The sequence below is a fragment of the Nocardioides rotundus genome (genome assembly GCF_019931675.1).
GTDB classification, from domain to species: Bacteria; Actinomycetota; Actinomycetes; order Propionibacteriales; family Nocardioidaceae; genus Nocardioides; species Nocardioides rotundus.
In genome coordinates, this window is the sequence record NZ_CP082922.1 from 2,418,257 (window position 1) to 2,435,727 (window position 17,471).

Here is a 17,471-nt window from a genome sequence, read left to right on the forward strand (position 1 = left end):
CGGTAGCGTGCCCGTGTGAGCGCACCCCTGGACGACCTGCTGGTCGTGGACCTGACCCGTGCCCTGGCCGGACCGCAGGCGGCGATGATGCTCGCCGACCTGGGTGCCCGGGTGATCAAGGTGGAGTCGCCCTCCGGGGACGACACCCGCGCCTGGGGGCCGCCGTGGGCGGGGGACCCGGGGCCGGACGACGCCCACGACTCGACGTACTTCCACTCCGCGAACCGCAACAAGGAGTCGGTGGTCCTGGACCTGAAGGACCCCGAGGACGCGCTGCTGCTCGACGAGCTGGTCCGGCGCGCCGACGTGCTCCTGGAGAACTTCCGGCACGGCACCCTGGACCGGCTCGGCTGGCCGGTGGAGCGGCTGCACGAGCTCAACCCGGGGCTGGTGGTCGGCAAGATCACCGGCTTCGGCCACGACGGGCCCGAGGCGGACCGCGCCGGATACGACCAGATCGCCCAGGGCGAGGGCGGCCTGATGAGCGTCACCGGGGTCGCCGAGCCGACCAAGGTCGGGGTGCCCATCGCCGACCTGCTGGCGGGCATGAACCTGGCGTACGGCGTCCTGGCGGCGCTGCACGAGCGCGAGCGCACCGGCCGCGGCCGCGTGGTGCGGACCTCGCTGCTCGCCGGCGTCGTGGGCGTGCACGCCTTCCAGGGCACCCGCTGGACCCTGGGCGGTGAGGAGCCCGGCCTGTCGGGCTCCCACCACCCGGCGATCGCGCCGTACGGCGTCTTCCGTGCCGCCGACGGCCCGATCCAGGTGGCCGTGGGCTCCGAGGGGCTGTGGGCCCGGTTCGTCGCCGCGCTCGGCCTGGACGCCGCGGACCCGCGCTTCGGGACCAACCGGGACCGGGTCGCCCATCGCGACGAGCTGATCGCCGTCGTCGAGCAGGCGCTGTCGCAGGGCAGCGCCGACGACTGGCTGGACCGCTTGCTGCGGGCCGGCGTGCCCGCCGGGCGGGTCCGCACGCTCCCGCAGGTCTACGACTGGGAGCAGACCCGCTCCCAGGGGCTGCTGCTGGAGGTCGAGCACCCGGAGTTCGGGACGCTGCGACTGCCGGGCTCGCCGCTGCGGTTCGACGACCAGGCGTTCTCCGGCGGCCGGGAGGAGCACTCCGCTCCCCCGCTCCTGGACCAGCAGGGGGACCGGATCCGGGCCTGGCTGCGCGGGGACGACGGGCGCGTGTGACGAAGATTCTTCGCCGGATTCGCCCAGCATCCGGACGAATGCCAGTACGCTGACCGAACTGGTGGCGCTGGGTCCGGGGGGATCAGCGCCACCATCCACGTCCGGCCCCCACCGTGGAGGCTCAGGCGTCGGGCGGCCGCTCGTTGTAGACCCCGGCCTGCTCCTGGCCCGACAGCGCGGCGATCCGCTCCATCAGCCGGTCGGTCAGGTCGCGCCGGGCCCGGCCGCGCGGCACCCCGTCGTACTCTCCCGTGACCGCGATCGGCTCTCCGAACGCCACGTCCACCGTGGCCAGCCGCGGCAGGTTGGAGCCCACAGGCTGGAGGTCCTGGGTGCCACGCAGCCCGACGGGCACGATCGGCACCTGGGCCGACAGCGCGAGCTCGGCGACCCCCGTGCGGCCGCGGTAGAGCCGCCCGTCACGCGACCGCGTGCCCTCGGGGTAGATCCCGAACGCCTCGCCCCGGCGCAGCACCTCCAGCGCCGTGTCCAGCGACGCCATCGCGGCCCGGGTGTCGTCCCGGTCGACCGGCAGCATCCCGAGGCCGCCGAACCAGGCGCGGGAGGCGGCGCCGCGGAGCCCCGTCCCGGTGAAGTAGTCCGACTTGGCGAGGAACACCACCTTGCGCGGCACCACGGACGGGATCACCACCGAGTCCGCGAAGGACAGGTGGTTGCTGGCCACGATCACCCCGCCGGTGCTCGGCACGTTCTCCAGGCCGGTCACCCGGGGACGCCACACCGCCTTCAGCACGGGTGGGATGACCAGGTTGACGACCTCGTAGAGCACTCCGGCATTCTCCCCTGCCCGGCGCCGGTGCGGCCACCCCCCGCCTGCTAGAAAGAGCCCATGGCAACCACCTCGTTCAAAGGCACCCCCGTCAACACCGTCGGCGACCTCCCGGCGACCGGACAGCCCGCTCCGGTGGTCGACCTGGTCGGCAGCGACCTCGCCGCCGTGACCCGCACGGAGGGCCGGCGGACGGTGCTCAACATCTTCCCCAGCGTCGACACCGGCGTGTGCGCGGAGAGCGTGCGGCACTTCAACCAGCTGGCCGCGGGCCTGGACAACACCGAGGTCATCTGCGCGAGCAAGGACCTCCCGTTCGCCCTGGCCCGCTTCTGCGGCGCCGAGGGGATCGAGGACGTCGTGACCGCATCGGCGTTCCGCACCGACTTCGGCGAGTCGTACGGCGTGACCATGGCCGACGGCCCGCTCGCCGGGCTCCTGGCCCGGTCGGTCGTGGTGATCGACACCGACGGCACCGTGCTGCACACCGAGCTGGTCCCCGACATCGGGCAGGAGCCCGACTACGACGCCGCCACCGCGGCACTCGGCTGACCCTCTGCGCCGCGCTGCCACCCGGAGGGCCGCTCGGGGTGCTATGAATGGCCGGTGAACAACGGGGGGCCGACAGGTGACGTGCACGCGGTCGCCGTGGACGACCGCGGCGTGCTCGTGCGCGGGCACGCGGGTGCCCGGCTCAGCATGCTGCTGCACGGCCGGCGGGTCTGGTCCTTCGCCGTCGCCAGGGACGGGCGGCGCCTCTCCGAGACCGAGTTCCTCATCCCCTGGCCCCGGGACCTGCAGCCACACCTGCACGGCACCGCCGACCTGGTCTTCCTCGACGTCGGCACCGGCGAGCGGCTGACCGCGCGGGCCTCGCTGGGCGGCGGGTCCGGCGAGCTGACCCTGACCACCGAGCGGGGCAAGCCGCTGGCGCTGGACAAGCACGGCCGCCTCCAGCGCACCTTCGACACGATCCCTGCCGAGCACCGGGTCAACGTCGTCGAGGGCATCCTGGCCGCCATCGGCCTGCTCGACGACCACGGTGTCGAGGCGTTCGTGACCTACGGCTGCCTGCTGGGCGCCGTCCGCGACGGTCGGCTCATCGGTCACGACGACGACGCCGACATCTCCTACCTCGCCGCCTCGCAGCACCCGTTCGAGGTGATCCGCGAGTCCTATGCCCTCCAGCGGCTCTTCCAGGCCGCCGGGTGGCGGACCGTGCGGATGTCGGGGGCCGACTTCAAGGTGGTGATCCCGCAGGAGGTCGTCGGTGCCCGACAGGTCGCCATCGACGTCTTCACCAGCTTCCGGCGCGAGCACGAGCTGCTGATGATGCCCAACGTCCGGACCGAGCTCCCCGACAGCGCTCTGCTGCCACGGGGCCGCGTGACGCTGGAGGGTCGCGAGGTCCCCGCACCGGCCGACGCCCCGGCCGTCCTCGAGGCGGCGTACGGGCCCGGGTGGCGGGTGCCCGACCCGTCGTTCAAGCCGGCCTGGGAGCGCACCTCGCGCCGGCGCACCACCGGGTGGATGCGCGGCGAGCGGCGCAACCTCGGCTTCTGGAACCAGCACTGGTCACGGGCGCCCGGCCGCGGCCCGTCCGGCTTCGCGGCCTGGGTGGCCGACCATGCCCCCGCCGGCTCGCTGGTCGAGGTCGGCTGCGGCCGCGGCGAGGACGCGATGCTCCTGGCGTCCGGAGGCAGGCCGGTGCTGGGGCTGGACTACTCCCCCGTCGCGCTGCGCGCGGCCGGCGAGGCGGTGGCCGAGGCCGGTGTCGGGACGGCCCGGTTCGAACACCTCAACCTCTACGACACCCGGCAGGTGCTCGCCCGCGGCGGCCGGCTGGCGCGGGAGGGCCACGCGGCGGTGTGCGCGCGGATGCTGGTCGACGCCCTCACCGAGGACGGCCGGCACAACCTGTGGCGGCTGGCCCGCTCGGCGCTGCGCGGGTCCGGCGGCCCGCTGCTGCTGGAGTTCGCCACCCGCGAGACCCGCGGCGTGCCCGGCGGCCGGCGGCGCGACGTCGTACCCGCCGCACAGGTCGCCCGCGAGCTGGCGGCCTACGGCTTCATCGCGGGTGAGCCCGCGACCGTCCCCTGGACCGGGGACGACGACGATCCGCGGGTCCAGCGACTCGTGGCCCGCATGGAGGGAGTGAGCCCGGATGTTCGGACGCAAGAGAGGTAAGGCCGCACCGGTCGAGCCGGCGGGGGCGCCGCCCGGCGGGCACCCGGGACGACGGGCGCTGCGGGAGGTCGCCCAGCTGCGCCAGCGGGTGGACGAGCTCGAGGCCGCGGTCACCGAGAACATGCGGCTCAACCGCCGGGTCGCCGACGTGACCGACCTGGTGGTCGAGGTCCTGCTGCCCCCGGAGCAGCGGGACGAGGAGCGGATCCGCCGGCTGCTCGCGGACTACGACCGACGCGTGTGAGGGCCCTCCTCAGTACGTCGGCTGGCTGGGGTCGATCTGGTCCACCCAGGCCACCACGCCGCCACCGACGTGCACCGCGTCGGAGTAGCCCGCGCCCTTGAGCACCGCGAGCGCCTCGGCGGAGCGCACGCCGGACTTGCAGTGCAGGACCACCTGCCGGTCCGAGGGCAGCTCGCCGAGCGCGTTGCCGTTGAGGAACTCGCCCTTGGGGATGAGGACCGACCCGGGGATCCGGTTGATCTCGAACTCGTTGGGCTCGCGCACGTCGACGAGGACGAAGTCCCGCTCGCCCGCCTCGCGCTGCTGCAGCATCTCCTCGAGCTGGCGCACCGAGATGGTGGAGTCCGCCGCCGCCTCCGCGGCGTCCTCGGAGATCGCACCGCAGAAGGTGTCGTAGTCGATCAGCCCGGTGACGGTGGGGTTCTCCCCGCACAGCGCGCAGTTCGGGTCCTTGCGCACCTTGAGCTTGCGATACTCCATCTCCAAGGCGTCGTAGATCATCAGCCGACCCGCGATCGGGTCGCCGATCCCGGCGAGCAGCTTGATCGCCTCGTTGACCTGGATCGAGCCGATGGCGGCGCACAGCACCCCGAGCACACCGCCCTCGGCGCAGCTGGGCACCATTCCGGGCGGCGGGGGCTCGGGGTAGAGGCAGCGGTAGCAGGGCAGGTCGTCACCGAGCATGGGCGCGAACACGCTGGCCTGGCCGTCGAACCGGTAGATCGAGCCCCACACGTAGGGGATCCCGAGGAAGTACGCCGCGTCGTTGACCATGTAGCGGGTGGCGAAGTTGTCGGTGCCGTCCACGATCAGGTCGTAGCCGGCGAAGACGTCCATCACGTTGTCGTTGTCCAGCCGCCCCTCGTGCAGCACCACCTTGACGTACGGGTTGGTCTCGGCGATCGACTCCTTGGCCGACTGCGCCTTGGACCTGCCCACGTCGGACTGGCCGTGGATGACCTGTCGCTGGAGGTTGGACTCGTCGACCTCGTCGAACTCGGCGATGCCGATCGTCCCCACCCCGGCGGCGGCGAGGTAGAGCAGCGCGGGCGACCCCAGGCCGCCGGCACCGATCACCAGCACCTTGGCGTTCTTGAGCCGCTTCTGCCCCGTCATCCCCACGTCGGGGATGATCAGGTGCCGGCTGTAGCGACGGACCTCATCGGTGGTCAGGTCCTCGGCGGGCTCCACCAACGGCGGGAAAGACAACGTGCCTCCTCGGGACGGGCTCGGTACGGCGGACGGCTCGTCGATGTCAACAGTTTCCCTCAGCGGGATTGTTCCCGCTCGTCGCCAACGCCCGCCATCCGGACGTCCGCGCACGATTTCCACCCTCGGGAGTCTTGCCAAGCAGCACGTCCGTGGGTGAGGCTCGTCACGCTCACATCATTCGGCTCGGGCCGCACGCCCGCCCTCCGCGTTCTGCGGTGCGGTGACGGCGCGTCTCGTGGCCCCGGATAAAACAAGAAGGTTCACCTGTGAACACCCCATCACCCCTACGGCGAGCCGTCGCCGGTGGCTCGGCGCTGGCCGTCGGACTGGCGTTGGCCGCCACGCTGGGCGCGCCGACCCAGGCCGCCGATGGCGCCTCGGCCTCCTCACCGGACAGCCGCAGCGCCGCTTCCACGCGTAAGGACAACCGTCCCAACCCGCTGGCCAAGAAGCAGATGAAGCTGCGGCAGCAGGCCCTGGAGGCCGTTGCCCGAGGCAAGGCCGAGCCGAGGCCGCAGCGCGGCGGTGGCTCCGTGGTGGAGCTCGCCAGCGGCGAGTCGGTCGAGTTGTTCGACAACGACAAGCAGGCGAACGTCTGGACGATCCTGTCCGAGTTCGGCGACCAGACCACCGCCGCCGGCGGTGAGGCCGGCCCGCTGCACAACGAGATCCCCGAGCCGGACCGCAGCAAGGACAACTCCACCCAGTGGACCGAGGACTTCAACGTCGCGCACTACAACGCGATGTTCAACACCGGCAACGAGAAGGGCGAGTCCTTCAAGGACTTCTACCTCGACCAGTCCAACGGTCAGTACAACGTGAACGTGACCACCGAGGACTGGGTCCAGGTCCCGCGCAACGGCAACTACTACGGCGACAACAACAACGAGGCCCGGGGCTCCTGGGACTTCATCAACGACACCGTCGACGCCTGGTACAACAAGCAGAAGGCCGCCGGCAAGACCGACGCGGAGATCCGGACCTATCTCGCCGACTTCGACAAGTGGGACCGGTACGACTTCGACGGCGACGGCGACTTCAACGAGCCCGACGGCTACATCGACCACTTCCAGGCGATCCACGCCGGTGCGGGCGAGGAGGCCGGTGGCGGCATCCTCGGCGAGTTCGCCATCTGGTCGCACCGCTGGTACGCCGACTACACCACCATCGGCTCGGTCGGGCCGTCCGTCGGTGGCCGGCAGAACCTCAACGGCGGCCAGGAGGTCGGCAACACCGGCCTGTTCGTCGGTGACTACACCGTCGAGCCGGAGAACGGTGGACTGGGCGTGTTCGCCCACGAGTACGCCCACGACCTGGGCCTGCCGGACTACTACGACACCGCCGGCGGCGAGAACAGCACCGGCTTCTGGAACCTGATGTCCTCCGGCTCGTGGCTGGGCCATGGCACGGAGAACTCCGAGGACTCCTTCCTCTACGGCATCGGCGGCACCCCGAACGACCTGGGTGCCGAGGAGAAGCTCTACCTGGGCTGGCTCAACCCGAAGGTCGTCGACGCCGGGCAGTCCGGCACCTACACGCTGCGCGCGGCTGGAGACCCGGCGAGCAATGACGCGGTGCAGGTCATGCTGCCCGACATCGAGTCCACCCGAACCGTCGGCGACCCCTACGCGGGCGAGTACGCGTGGTACTCCGACTCCGGGGACGACCTGAACAACACGCTCACGCGTGAGGTGCCGGCCGGTCAGACCGTGAGGGTCGACGCGATGGCGTGGTACGACACCGAGACCGACTACGACTACTGGTACGCGCAGTACTCCACCGACGGCGGCAACACCTGGACCAACGCCGGCGAGTACACCGGCTCCTCCGGTGGCTGGGTCCCGGTCAGCTACACCTACCAGGCCGGTGGCAAGGCCTCGATGTTCCGGTTCGTCTACAAGACCGACGGCGGGGTGAGCAACCCCGGCGTGATGGTCGACGAGGTGACCACCACGGTCGACGGCCAGGTCGTCGACACCGACGGCGCCGAGACCGAGACCAGCGCCTGGGTGGCGAAGGGGTGGCTGCGCACCACGGGGACGATCACCGAGACCACCCCGCGCTACTACCTGATGGAGAACAAGTCCTACGTCAACTACGACGACACGCTGCGCACCGGCCCGTACAACTTCGGCTGGGCCGCGACCCGTCCGGACTGGGTGCAGTACTACCCGTACCAGAACGGCATGCTGGTCTGGTACGTCAACCACTCGGTGGCCAACAACAACACCTCGCAGCACCCGGGCTACGGCTACGCGCTGCCGGTGGACGCGATGCCGCAGACCCTGCGGTGGAGCGACGGCCGCTCCGGCGCGGTGGCGCGCAACCGGATCCAGGCCTTCGACAGCACCTTCGGCCTGGAGCGGACCGACCGGATCTCGCTGCAGCGCGAGGTGGTGCCCGGCAACGCCAAGAAGGCGCACACGCAGACGCTGACGGTGCCGAGCCGGCAGATGGTGGCCACGTTCGACGACCGTGACCCCAACCGCTACTGGACCGCGACCAACAAGACCGCGTCGGTGAAGGTGGCCGGTGTGGGCGTGCGGGCGACGGTGACGAAGCAGACCGCTGACTCGATCACCGTGCAGGTGCGCAACCCGGCCAACTGATCCCACGGGACCAGTGCCGCCACGGGGCGGGGAGCCGACCGGCTCCCCGCCCCGTTCGCGTCCCGACGACGGACGGATAGGCTGCGCGAAGACCGATCAGGAGGAGTGTGCGGTGACGTCAGGATCGACCGGGGCCACGCCCCGCCCCCGCGGCTTGCGCATGCCGCGCCGCGAGCGCCGTGCGCAGCTGCTGGAGTCGGCCCTGGAGGTCTTCGTGCGCCAGGGCTACCACGCCGCCGCGATGGACGACATCGCCGAGCGAGCCGGCGTCTCCAAGCCGGTGCTCTACCAGCACTTCCCGGGCAAGCTGGAGCTCTACCTCGCCTTGGTCGACACCTCGTGCGACCAGATCATCGACAACTGTCGCAGTGCCCTGGCCTCGACGCAGGACAACCAGGAGCGCGTGGCGCGCACCATCGACGCGTTCTTCAGCTACGTCGCCGCCGACACCGGCGCCTTCCGGCTGGTCTTCGAGTCCGACCTGACCAACGACCCGGCCGTGCGCGAGCGGGTCGAGCGGGTCACCACCGAGTGCGCGGACATGATCGCCGAGGTGATCGCCGAGGACACCGGCCTGCCGGCCGACGCGTCGCGCCTGCTGGCCGTGTCGCTGGTCGGGATGGCGCAGGTGAGCTCGCGCTACTGGCTGCGCGAGGGGGCGACCATGCCGCAGCCCGACGCGGCGGCCCTCATCTCCGGGCTGGCCTGGCGCGGCATCCGGGGCTACCCCCGCAGCGACGAGAACTGAGACAACCCACCACCGAGGGAGGCTGAACTTTCATGGAGGTCAAGATCGGCGTGCAGCACGCGCCCCGCGAGCTGCTGATCGAGTCCGGCGAGGACCAGGAGACGGTCGAGAAGCAGGTCGTCGAGGCACTCGCCTCCGACGGTCAGGTGCTGGCTCTGACCGACAGCAAGGGCCGGCGCATCGTGGTGCCGGGCAACCGCATCGCCTACGTCGAGATCGGCGGAGGGGTCAGCGGCAACGTCGGCTTCCGGTGAGCGGCGGGCGGCTCAGGCGTCCAGCCCGAGCCGCCCCATCCGCTCGGTGTGCCGCTCGGTGAGCCGGGAGAACATCTTGCCGATGGCGGCCAGGTCCAGCCCGGGGCGGTCCACGCCACCGGCGAGCAGGTCGGCCAGGCTGTCCCGTTCGGCGGCCACGCGTTGCGCCTGCGAGAGCGCCTCCCCCATCAGCCGGCGGGCCCACAGGGCCAGCCGTCCGCCCAGGCGCGGGTCCGCAGCGATGGCAGCACGCACCCGCTCCACCACGAACTCGGAGTGCCCGACGTCGGCGAGTGAGGCGATGATCAGGTCGCGCGTCGCCGGGTCGAGCTGGGCGGCGACCTCGCGGTAGAAGTCCGCGGCGAGACCGTCGCCGACGTACGCCTTCACCAGTCCCTCGTACCAGTCGGCCGGGGCCGTGTGGTCGTGGAAGCCGTCGATGGCCGCGACGAACGGCTTCATCGCCTCGGCAGGGTCCGCCCCGAGCTCGGTGAGCCGGTCCTGCAGAGGCTCCAGGTGGCCGAACTCGGCGCTGGCCATCCGCGACATCGCGACCTTGTCCTCCAGGGTCGGGGCCATCGCGGCGTCCTCGGCCAGCCGCTCGAAGGCCGACAGCTCGCCGTAGGCGATCACCCCCAGCAGATCGACCACCGCCTCCCGATAGCCGCTGTCCTTGAACGGGTCGGCAGGTGCTGCCGGCGCGGGGGATTCAGTCATGTTCGTACCCTAGCGATAGACTGATGCGCGACTGGCGCCCTCCTGGCGCCGTCGGTATGTGCGCGGCAGGCCGCCATCGTTCCCCCGGGTCCGCCGCATTCGACCGTGACGAGCACCGGGCACGAGCGCCCGGCGACCTGAGGAAAAGAGAAGACCATCACCACCTTCCGTGAGCTGGGTGTCCAGCCCGAGATCTGCGATGCCCTCGACCGCGCCGGCATCACCACCCCCTTCGCCATCCAGGAGATGACCCTCTCGGTCGCCCTGATGGGCACCGACCTGATCGGCCAGGCCCGCACCGGCACCGGCAAGACGCTGGCCTTCGGTATCCCGGTGCTGCAGCGCAGCGTCGCGCCGAGCGACCCCGACTACGCCGAGCTGCCCGCCGGCAAGCCCCAGGCCCTGATCGTCGCCCCGACCCGCGAGCTCGCCCTGCAGGTCTCCTCCGACCTCGCCCTGGCCGGCGCCGACCGCGGCTTCCGGGTGCTGACCGTCTACGGCGGCGTGGGCTACGAGCCCCAGCTGGAGGCCCTCGCCGCCGGTGTGGACATCGTGGTCGGCACCCCGGGCCGCCTCATCGACCTGGCCAACCGACGTGCCCTCGACCTCTCCCACGTGCACGCCCTCGTGCTCGACGAGGCCGACGAGATGCTGGACCTGGGCTTCCTCCCCGATGTCGAGACGCTGCTGCGCAAGACGCCGGAGACCCGGCAGACCATGCTGTTCTCGGCCACCATGCCCGCTCAGATCGTGGCGCTGGCCCGGATGCACATGCGGCACCCGATGAACATCCGCGCCGAGTCCTCCTATGAGAACGCGACCGTGCCGGCGACCGCCCAGTTCATCTACCTCGCCCACGACCTGGACAAGCCGGAGATCATCGGCAAGGTCCTGCAGGCCGAGGACGCGGACAAGATGATCGTGTTCACCCGCACCAAGCGGCAGGCCCAGCGGGTCGCCGACGACCTCGCCGACCGCGGCTTCGCGGCCTCCGCGCTGCACGGCGACATGGCGCAGGTCGCCCGGGAGAAGGCACTGACCCGGTTCCGCGACGACAAGCTCAAGGTGCTCGTCGCCACCGACGTCGCTGCCCGCGGCATCGACGTCCGCGGCGTCTCCCACGTGGTCAACTACTCCTGCCCGGAGGACGACAAGACCTACGTCCACCGGATCGGCCGGACGGGCCGCGCCGGGGCGACCGGTACGGCGATCACGCTGGTCGACTGGCAGGACCTGCACCGCTGGAAGATGATCAACAAGGCGCTGGACCTGCCCTTCGACAACCCGCCGGAGACCTACTCCACCTCCGAGCACCTCTTCCACGACCAGGGCATCGCGCCAGGCACCAAGGCTCGCCTGGTGGCGGAGAAGCCGCGTGAGCCGCGCCGGGACCGTGACGGCGAGGGTCGTCGCGAGGGCTCCGGCGAGCGTCCCTCCCGCAACCGCAACCGCAACCGCAACCGCAACCGGAAGCGCACTCGCAGCGGCGAGCCGGTGGCCGGTGGCGCCCCCTCCGGGGAGTCCGGCCCCGATCAGGGCGCGGGCACGCAGGCGTCCGGCTCCTCCGAGGGCTCGGGGAACCGCAACCGGCGTCGTCGGCGGCGCCGCTCCTCCGGCGGTGGCGGCACCAGCGAGGTCGGCGCGCAGGCGCCGGCGGCCACGACCACCCAGGACTGAGGCCTCCGGCCCGCCGCAGCGTCATACGAAGCGGGGAAGCGGTTCCCCAGAACGTATGACGTCCCGGCGGGGGCCGCTCCCGTCAGGCCGTGACGACGACCCGGGTGCCGATCGGTGCGAACTCCCACATCCGGATGGCGTCCGCGCGTCGCTGCCGGATGCAGCCGTGCGAGAGCGGCGTGCCGAGCTGGTCGGTCGTCTGGACCGGCTTGCCGTCGTCGATCGGGATGTCGTGGAAGCCGATCGCGGCCCCGGTGTCGCCGCGGGCGAAGCGAACGAAGAACCTCATCGTCCCGGAGTCGCCGACCCCGACCGCGTTCTCCGACCGCGACCACACCGCGTAGCGCCCCGGCTCGAGGTTGTCGTAGATGCTGCCGGACACCAGGTAGGTACGGCGGACTCTGTCGTCCGCCCCGACCAGCCACACCCGCTGACGGCCCTCGCTGAAGACCACGCGGCGGCCCTCTCCGGACTTCGGCGGCAGGGCCCGGTCCTGCTGGGCGGCCTCGCGGCCCTGCCGGTCCGAGCGGCTCGGGTCCGAGGTGCCGGCGGAGTCGGCGTCCGCCGTACGGTCCTGCCCGTCATCCTCCCCGGTCTCCTCGCTCGCGGAGGGCGAAGGCGCCGTCGAGGGCGAGGGGCGGGCGCCCGCGACGCTCGCGACCGTGTCGTCGGCCCGGGCGGGAGCCTCGGGGTCGATCAGCCCGAGCCCGCCGAGCAGGGCCACCGTGGTGACCAGGCCGGCAGCACCGACCAGCGCGATCCGTCCGTAGCGGGGCTGTCCGCCGGCGGGCTCCACGGGCGCCTCCCTCATCGCTTCCCGCGGCGGGACGTCGACTTCCTGCGCGGTCGCCTGCTGCGCTCGGCGAGCGTCTGCGCCACGTCGCGGTAGGCCCGGGCACCCTTGCTGCTGCGGCTCGTGCTCAGGATCGAGCGGCCGGCGGCGGGCGCCTCGGCGAACTTGATCGTCTTGGGGATCGGCGGCTCGACGACCTCGAGGTCGTAGGTGTCGGAGATCGTCTCCAGGACCGTGCGGGAGTGGTTGGTGCGCCCGTCGTAGAGGGTCGGCAGGACGCCCCAGACCTCCAGGCCGCGGTTGGTGAAGCGGCGTACGTCGTGGACGGTGTCCAGGAGCTGCCCCACACCCCGGTGCGAGAGCGTCTCGCACTGCAGCGGGATGAGTACGCCGTCGGCGGCGGTCAGCGCCGCCACGGTCAGCACCCCGAGCGAGGGCGGGCAGTCCAGCAGCACCCAGTCGTAGGGCTCGTCCTCGTCCAGGCCCTCCATCGCCGCGGTGATCGCGTGCTCGCGACCGGTCCGGGTCAGCAGGTCGGCCTCGGCACGGGCCAGCTCGATGGTGGCCGGGAGCAGGTCGACGCCGTCCTCGGTCTCGATGATCGCCTCGCCCGGCTCCAGCCCCTTGGTGAGCACGTGGTGGACCGAGAGGTCCAGGTCCTCGGGGTCGATCCCCAGCGAGAACGTGAGGCACGCCTGCGGGTCGAGGTCCACGAGCAGGACCCGGGCACCCTGCTCGGCGAGCGCCGCCCCGATCGAGGCGACCGAGGTGGTCTTGGCGACGCCGCCCTTCTGGTTGGCGATGGCGAGTGTGGTGGTCATCGCCGTCCATCATGCCTTGCCGGGGTTGCTCTTCGGCGACGACACCGGCTTTCCTGAGCACATGATCGCCCCCGACCTCCCTGGAACGGCCCTCGTCACGGGCGCCACGGCCGGCATCGGCCACGAGTTCGCCCGCCAGCTGGCCGGCCGCGGCCACGACCTGGTGCTCGTGGCCCGCGACGCGGAGCGGCTCACCGAGGTCGCCGCCGAGCTCGAGACGGCGTACGGCGTGGCCGTCGAGGTCCTGCCCGCGGACCTCACCGAGCGCGAGCAGCTGGCCCGGGTCGAGCGCCGCGTCGCCGACCCCGAGGCGCCGGTCGAGCTGCTGGTCAACAACGCGGGGTTCGGGCTGCGACAGCGCTTCCTGGACAACGACGTCGAGGACGAGCAGGCGATGCTGGACGTCCTGGTGACCGCGGTCCTGCGGCTCTCCCACGCGGCCCTGGGCGCGATGAGCGAGCGCGGGCACGGTGGCCTGATCAACGTCAGCAGCGTCGCCGCGTTCCTCCCCCGCGGCACCTACTCCGCGGCCAAGGCGTGGGTGAACTCGTTCGGAGAGTGGGCGGCAGGCGAGTACCGCGACCGCGGGATCACCGTCACCACGCTGTGCCCGGGCTTCACCCGCACCGAGTTCCACTCCCGGATGCAGGTCTCCCAGGACTCCGCCCCGGACTTCATGTGGCTCGACGCCGACGTGCTCGTGCGGCGCGCGCTCGCCGACTTCGACCGCGGCCGGGTGCTGTCGGTCCCCGGCGCGCAGTACCGCACCATCACGACGCTGAGCCGCGCCGTACCGAACCGGGTGCTGCAGCGGCTGCAGTCACTCGGGCGCTGAGCCGCCGCCCGGCGCCGGTCACCAGGAGGGCGTGGGGCCGGCGAACGGGAGCTCGACCAGGGGCGGGCCCATGCCCGAGACGTCGCGGAGGATCCAGTCGTCGCGCAGCAGCAGCGCGGCCGAGGCGGGCCGCAGCACCAGCCACAGCCAGCGCCCATGCGCCTCGCCGGCGAAGACCGACCGGTCCAGGTCCTCGCCCACCTGGCTGGTGGAGACCGACCACAGCGGCACCGCCTGGGAGCCCAGCCGCACCCGGACCGAGGGCGAGCCCTCCCCCACCTCCGGGCCCGGGTCGTCCCGCAGCAGCCCGGCGACCCGTCCCCCGAGGCCCGTGCCGGGCTCCTCCGCCACCACCAGCACATCCACGGAGCCGTCGAGCTCACTGACACCGGCGCAGGCGGTGACGGTGGCGAGCACCGTGCCCGAGCCGTCGAGGCGGTCCACGACCACCCCGGCGTCGCTGACCCGCCAGCCGGGGCTGAGCGGCCAGGGCAGGTACGTCGGGTGGTGCGCCGCGGCGACCACCAGCGCGGCGAACTCGTCGTAGGACACCGGCGTGGGTCGCCACAGCGGGGTCACGTCACCGTGGGTCGGGCACTGCCACCGCTCTCCGGCGGCCCGGATCGCCTGCGTGCAGCGCGGGCAGCCGGGCGTGAGGGTCATCGGCTCAGGCGTTCCACTGCCGGACGACGGGGGTGTCGCGCTTGCTGGAGAGCACCGAGACGGTGGCGGTGTCCAGGGGGAAATGGCCGGTGTTCGCCGCACCGAGCCCCAGCCAGCAGGCGGTGAAGGCGCCCAGCGAGTGGCCGTGGGCGAACATCAGCACGTCGCCCTCCACCTCGCGCACCCGCGCGGCCAGGGAGGCCATCCGGGCGTCCATCTGCTCCACGGACTCGCCGCCGGCGGGAGCCGGATGGGTCCACAGCTCCCACCCGGGCACCTGCTCGCGGATCTGCTCGGTGGTGAGGCCCTCGAAGGCGCCGTACTCCCACTCCCGCAGCCGGTCGTCGACGACGGCGTCGTCCCGGCCGGCGAGCCGGGCGGTCTCCGCCGCCCGACGCAACGGGCTGGTCAGGACCAGACCGAAGTCGCGGCCGGCCAGGCGGTCGCGCAGGCTCTCGGCGACCTTGCGGCCGCGCTCGGTCAGCTCCAAATCGGTGCTGCTGGTGTGCCGCCCGTCCCGGCTCCACTCGGTCTCACCGTGCCGGACCAGCCAGACCTGCTGCGTCTCCATCCGGGTAGTGTCGCAGGTCGCGTCGAGCGGGCCGTCAGGAGCCGCCGCCGCCCGCCTTGCGACGGTGCATCTGGGTCCCGGCGTTGCGGCCGACCACCTCCGAGCCGTGCGCCTTCTCCTGCAGCGGCCCGTCCTCGTGGACCCCCTGCTCCTGGTCGTTCTTCTTCGCCAGGGCGTCGCGCATCTTGGCCTTGATGTCCTCCGGAGCGCCGGATCCCTGGGCGTCGTCGTGGCCGTCGGTCGTCATGCGGTGCCTCCCGGGGTCGCTACGGTCATCGAACCCCCACACTGTGCCACGGGCGGCCCGCCCCGTCGACGGCGTTTCCGCCGCGGGCTACTCGGCGTCGCGGCCGGGCCAGTTCTTGTCGGGCTGCGGCACGGGGCGGCCCGGCTGCTCACCGCCGCGCTCGTCGAGGTAGCTCTGCTTGGGCACCATCACCTTGCGCCGGAAGATGCAGACCACCTTGCCGTCCTGGTTGTAGCCGATCGTCTCGACGTGGACCACGCCGCGGTCGTCCTTGGACTTCGACTCCCACTTGTCCAGCACGGTCGTCTCGCCGTAGAGCGTGTCGCCGTGGAAGGTCGGCGCCACGTGGCGCAACGACTCGATCTCCAGGTTGGCGATCGCCTTGCCGGAGATGTCCGGGACGCTCATCCCGAGCAGGATCGAGTAGACGTAGTTCCCCACCACCACGTTCCGGCCGAACTGGGTGGTCTCCTCGGCGTAGTGCTCGTCGAGGTGGAGCGGGTGGTGGTTCATCGTGAGCAGGCAGAACATGTGGTCGTCGAACTCGGTGACCGTCTTGCCGGGCCAGTGCCGGTAGGTCGCCCCGACCTCGAACTCCTCATAGCTGCGTCCGAACTGCACGTGGTTCCTCCTGGTTCGCGGGTGATGGTCGGGCCGGGCGCGGCCGTCAGGACTTGAGCTTGTACTCCTCGAGCAGCCGGCGCCCGATGATCATCCGCTGGATGTCGGCCGTGCCCTCGCCGATCAGGAGCATCGGTGCTTCGCGGTAGAGCCGCTCGATCTCGTACTCCTTGGAGAAGCCGTAGCCGCCGTGGATCCGGAAGGAGTCCTCCACGACCTCCGCGCAGTACTCCGAGGCGAGGTACTTGGCCATCCCGGCCTCGAGGTCGTTGCGCTGGCCCTTGTCCTTGATCCGGGCGGCCTTGACCATCATCGCGTGCGCCGCCTCGACCTTGGTGGCCATCTCGGCCAGCCGGAACAGCACCGCCTGGTGGTCGGCGATCTTCTTGCCGAAGGTCTCTCGCTGCTGGGAGTAGGAGATGCCCAGCTCGAAGGCCCGGGCGGCGACGCCACAGCCGCGGGCGGCCACGTTGACGCGACCCACCTCGACGCCGTCCATCATCTGGTAGAAGCCCTTGCCGGGCTCGCCGCCGAGGATCTGGTCGGCGGAGATCCGGTGGCCCTCGAAGACCATCTCGGTGGTGTCGACGCCCTTGTAGCCCATCTTGTCGATCTTGCCGGGCACCGTGACGCCCTGAGCGGTCTCCCCGAAGCCCTCCTCCTTCTCCACCAGGAACGTGGTCATGTTCCGGTAGACGCTGTCGGCTCCCTCGTCGGTCCGGACCAGCACGGCGACCAGGTTGGAGGAGCCCCCGTTGGTCAGCCACATCTTCTGGCCGGTGATCTCATAGCCGTCGTCGGTCTTGGTCGCCTTGGTCTTGATCGCCGACACGTCGGACCCGGTGCCGGGCTCGGACATGGAGAAGGCACCTCGCACCTCGCCGGTGGCCATCCGGGGCAGGTACTTCTGCTTCTGCTCCTCGGTGCCGTGCTGCAGCAGCATGTAGGCGACGATGAAGTGGGTGTTGATGATGCCCGAGACGCTCATCCAGCCGCGGGCGATCTCCTCCACGCACAGGGCGTAGGTGAGCAGGGACTCGCCGAGGCCGTCGTACTCCTCGGGGATCATCAGGCCGAAGATCCCGAGCTCCTTGAGCCCCTCGACGATCTCGGTGGGGTACTCGTCCTTGTGCTCCAGCTCGGTCGCCACCGGCAGGATCTTCTCGTCGACGAACGTCCGGACCGCCTTGAGGATCTCGGTCTGGTCCTCGGTGAGTCCTTCGGTCTGCAAGAGGCGGGCCATCGTGGTCCTTTCGCGCGGGTGTCGCCCTGGAGCGTCCGGGAGCCG

General features: G+C 71.5%; 19 protein-coding genes. 9 read left to right on the forward strand and 10 right to left on the reverse strand.

Going from position 1 to position 17,471, the window contains the following annotated elements; translation table 11 throughout:
- Positions 1–15 precede the first annotated feature (15 nt).
- Positions 16–1,194: a CaiB/BaiF CoA transferase family protein gene (locus tag K8W59_RS11985; protein ID WP_223394113.1), complete on the forward strand. Its 1,179-nt coding sequence runs from the start codon at positions 16–18 to the stop codon at positions 1,192–1,194.
- Positions 1,195–1,315: 121 nt separating this feature from the next.
- Here K8W59_RS11985 and K8W59_RS11990 read toward each other — a convergent pair whose 3' ends face one another.
- Entirely contained in the window at positions 1,316–1,984 is a 669-nt protein-coding gene (locus K8W59_RS11990) for a lysophospholipid acyltransferase family protein (protein ID WP_223394115.1), read from the reverse strand.
- Positions 1,985–2,044: 60 nt separating this feature from the next.
- Here K8W59_RS11990 and tpx point away from each other — a divergent pair, with 60 nt between their 5' ends.
- From tpx to K8W59_RS12005, 3 genes are read left to right on the forward strand one after another with little or no spacing between them, the layout of a single operon-like run.
- Complete coding sequence (gene tpx / locus K8W59_RS11995) at positions 2,045–2,536, forward strand: thiol peroxidase (protein ID WP_223394117.1); 492 nt, start codon at positions 2,045–2,047, stop codon at positions 2,534–2,536.
- A 54-nt stretch (positions 2,537–2,590) separates the two neighbouring features.
- A complete protein-coding gene (locus K8W59_RS12000) occupies positions 2,591–4,171 on the forward strand; it encodes a TPMT family class I SAM-dependent methyltransferase (protein ID WP_223394119.1) in 1,581 nt (526 codons plus the stop codon).
- On the forward strand, positions 4,149–4,415 hold the full coding sequence (locus K8W59_RS12005) for a DUF6752 domain-containing protein (protein WP_223394121.1): 267 nt from the start codon (positions 4,149–4,151) through the stop codon (positions 4,413–4,415). The genes K8W59_RS12000 and K8W59_RS12005 overlap by 23 nt, the downstream gene beginning before the upstream one ends.
- A gap of 9 nt (positions 4,416–4,424) precedes the next feature.
- On the opposite strand, the gene moeZ is transcribed toward K8W59_RS12005, so the two are convergent.
- The gene (gene moeZ, locus K8W59_RS12010) at positions 4,425–5,624 is read right to left on the reverse strand and encodes an adenylyltransferase/sulfurtransferase MoeZ (RefSeq protein ID WP_223394123.1); all 1,200 of its coding nucleotides are present in this window, start codon (positions 5,622–5,624) and stop codon (positions 4,425–4,427) included.
- A 269-nt stretch (positions 5,625–5,893) separates the two neighbouring features.
- Between moeZ and K8W59_RS12015 the strand changes: the two genes are divergently transcribed.
- From K8W59_RS12015 to K8W59_RS12025, 3 genes are all read left to right on the forward strand, one after another.
- Positions 5,894–8,236, forward strand: coding sequence for an immune inhibitor A domain-containing protein (locus K8W59_RS12015; RefSeq protein ID WP_223394125.1), 2,343 nt, complete (start codon positions 5,894–5,896; stop codon positions 8,234–8,236).
- Between the two features lie 160 nt (positions 8,237–8,396).
- Complete coding sequence (locus K8W59_RS12020) at positions 8,397–8,984, forward strand: TetR/AcrR family transcriptional regulator (protein ID WP_397196014.1); 588 nt, start codon at positions 8,397–8,399, stop codon at positions 8,982–8,984.
- 32 nt (positions 8,985–9,016) lie between these two features.
- Complete coding sequence (locus tag K8W59_RS12025) at positions 9,017–9,238, forward strand: DUF3107 domain-containing protein (RefSeq protein ID WP_223394129.1); 222 nt, start codon at positions 9,017–9,019, stop codon at positions 9,236–9,238.
- 12 nt (positions 9,239–9,250) lie between these two features.
- Here the strand turns inward: K8W59_RS12025 and K8W59_RS12030 are convergent, their stop codons facing one another.
- On the reverse strand, positions 9,251–9,955 hold the full coding sequence (locus tag K8W59_RS12030; RefSeq protein WP_223394131.1) for a ferritin-like fold-containing protein: 705 nt from the start codon (positions 9,953–9,955) through the stop codon (positions 9,251–9,253).
- Between the two features lie 246 nt (positions 9,956–10,201).
- Here K8W59_RS12030 and K8W59_RS12035 point away from each other — a divergent pair, with 246 nt between their 5' ends.
- Positions 10,202–11,632 (forward strand): DEAD/DEAH box helicase, encoded by a 1,431-nt coding sequence (locus K8W59_RS12035; RefSeq protein ID WP_223394133.1) that lies wholly within the window; start codon positions 10,202–10,204, stop codon positions 11,630–11,632.
- A gap of 82 nt (positions 11,633–11,714) precedes the next feature.
- Here the strand turns inward: K8W59_RS12035 and K8W59_RS12040 are convergent, their stop codons facing one another.
- Both K8W59_RS12040 and K8W59_RS12045 read right to left on the reverse strand, forming a co-directional pair.
- Positions 11,715–12,443 carry a L,D-transpeptidase gene (locus K8W59_RS12040; RefSeq protein WP_223394135.1) on the reverse strand — a complete coding sequence of 243 codons (729 nt, stop codon included), beginning with the start codon at positions 12,441–12,443 and terminating at the stop codon, positions 11,715–11,717.
- Positions 12,440–13,246 carry a ParA family protein gene (locus tag K8W59_RS12045; RefSeq protein ID WP_223394137.1) on the reverse strand — a complete coding sequence of 269 codons (807 nt, stop codon included), beginning with the start codon at positions 13,244–13,246 and terminating at the stop codon, positions 12,440–12,442. The genes K8W59_RS12040 and K8W59_RS12045 overlap by 4 nt, the downstream gene beginning before the upstream one ends.
- A gap of 61 nt (positions 13,247–13,307) precedes the next feature.
- Between K8W59_RS12045 and K8W59_RS12050 the strand changes: the two genes are divergently transcribed.
- Positions 13,308–14,081: an SDR family NAD(P)-dependent oxidoreductase gene (locus K8W59_RS12050; protein WP_223394139.1), complete on the forward strand. Its 774-nt coding sequence runs from the start codon at positions 13,308–13,310 to the stop codon at positions 14,079–14,081.
- Positions 14,082–14,099: 18 nt separating this feature from the next.
- Here K8W59_RS12050 and K8W59_RS12055 read toward each other — a convergent pair whose 3' ends face one another.
- The 5 genes from K8W59_RS12055 to K8W59_RS12075 form a co-directional block, all read right to left on the reverse strand.
- Entirely contained in the window at positions 14,100–14,744 is a 645-nt protein-coding gene (locus K8W59_RS12055) for a DUF6758 family protein (protein ID WP_223394141.1), read from the reverse strand.
- A 4-nt stretch (positions 14,745–14,748) separates the two neighbouring features.
- The gene (locus K8W59_RS12060; protein ID WP_223394143.1) at positions 14,749–15,315 is read right to left on the reverse strand and encodes a histidine phosphatase family protein; all 567 of its coding nucleotides are present in this window, start codon (positions 15,313–15,315) and stop codon (positions 14,749–14,751) included.
- A gap of 34 nt (positions 15,316–15,349) precedes the next feature.
- The gene (locus K8W59_RS12065) at positions 15,350–15,562 is read right to left on the reverse strand and encodes a DUF5302 family protein (protein WP_223394145.1); all 213 of its coding nucleotides are present in this window, start codon (positions 15,560–15,562) and stop codon (positions 15,350–15,352) included.
- Positions 15,563–15,649: 87 nt separating this feature from the next.
- Complete coding sequence (locus tag K8W59_RS12070) at positions 15,650–16,183, reverse strand: MaoC family dehydratase (protein WP_223394147.1); 534 nt, start codon at positions 16,181–16,183, stop codon at positions 15,650–15,652.
- A 46-nt stretch (positions 16,184–16,229) separates the two neighbouring features.
- Positions 16,230–17,426 (reverse strand): acyl-CoA dehydrogenase family protein, encoded by a 1,197-nt coding sequence (locus tag K8W59_RS12075; protein ID WP_223394149.1) that lies wholly within the window; start codon positions 17,424–17,426, stop codon positions 16,230–16,232.
- Positions 17,427–17,471 lie beyond the last annotated feature (45 nt).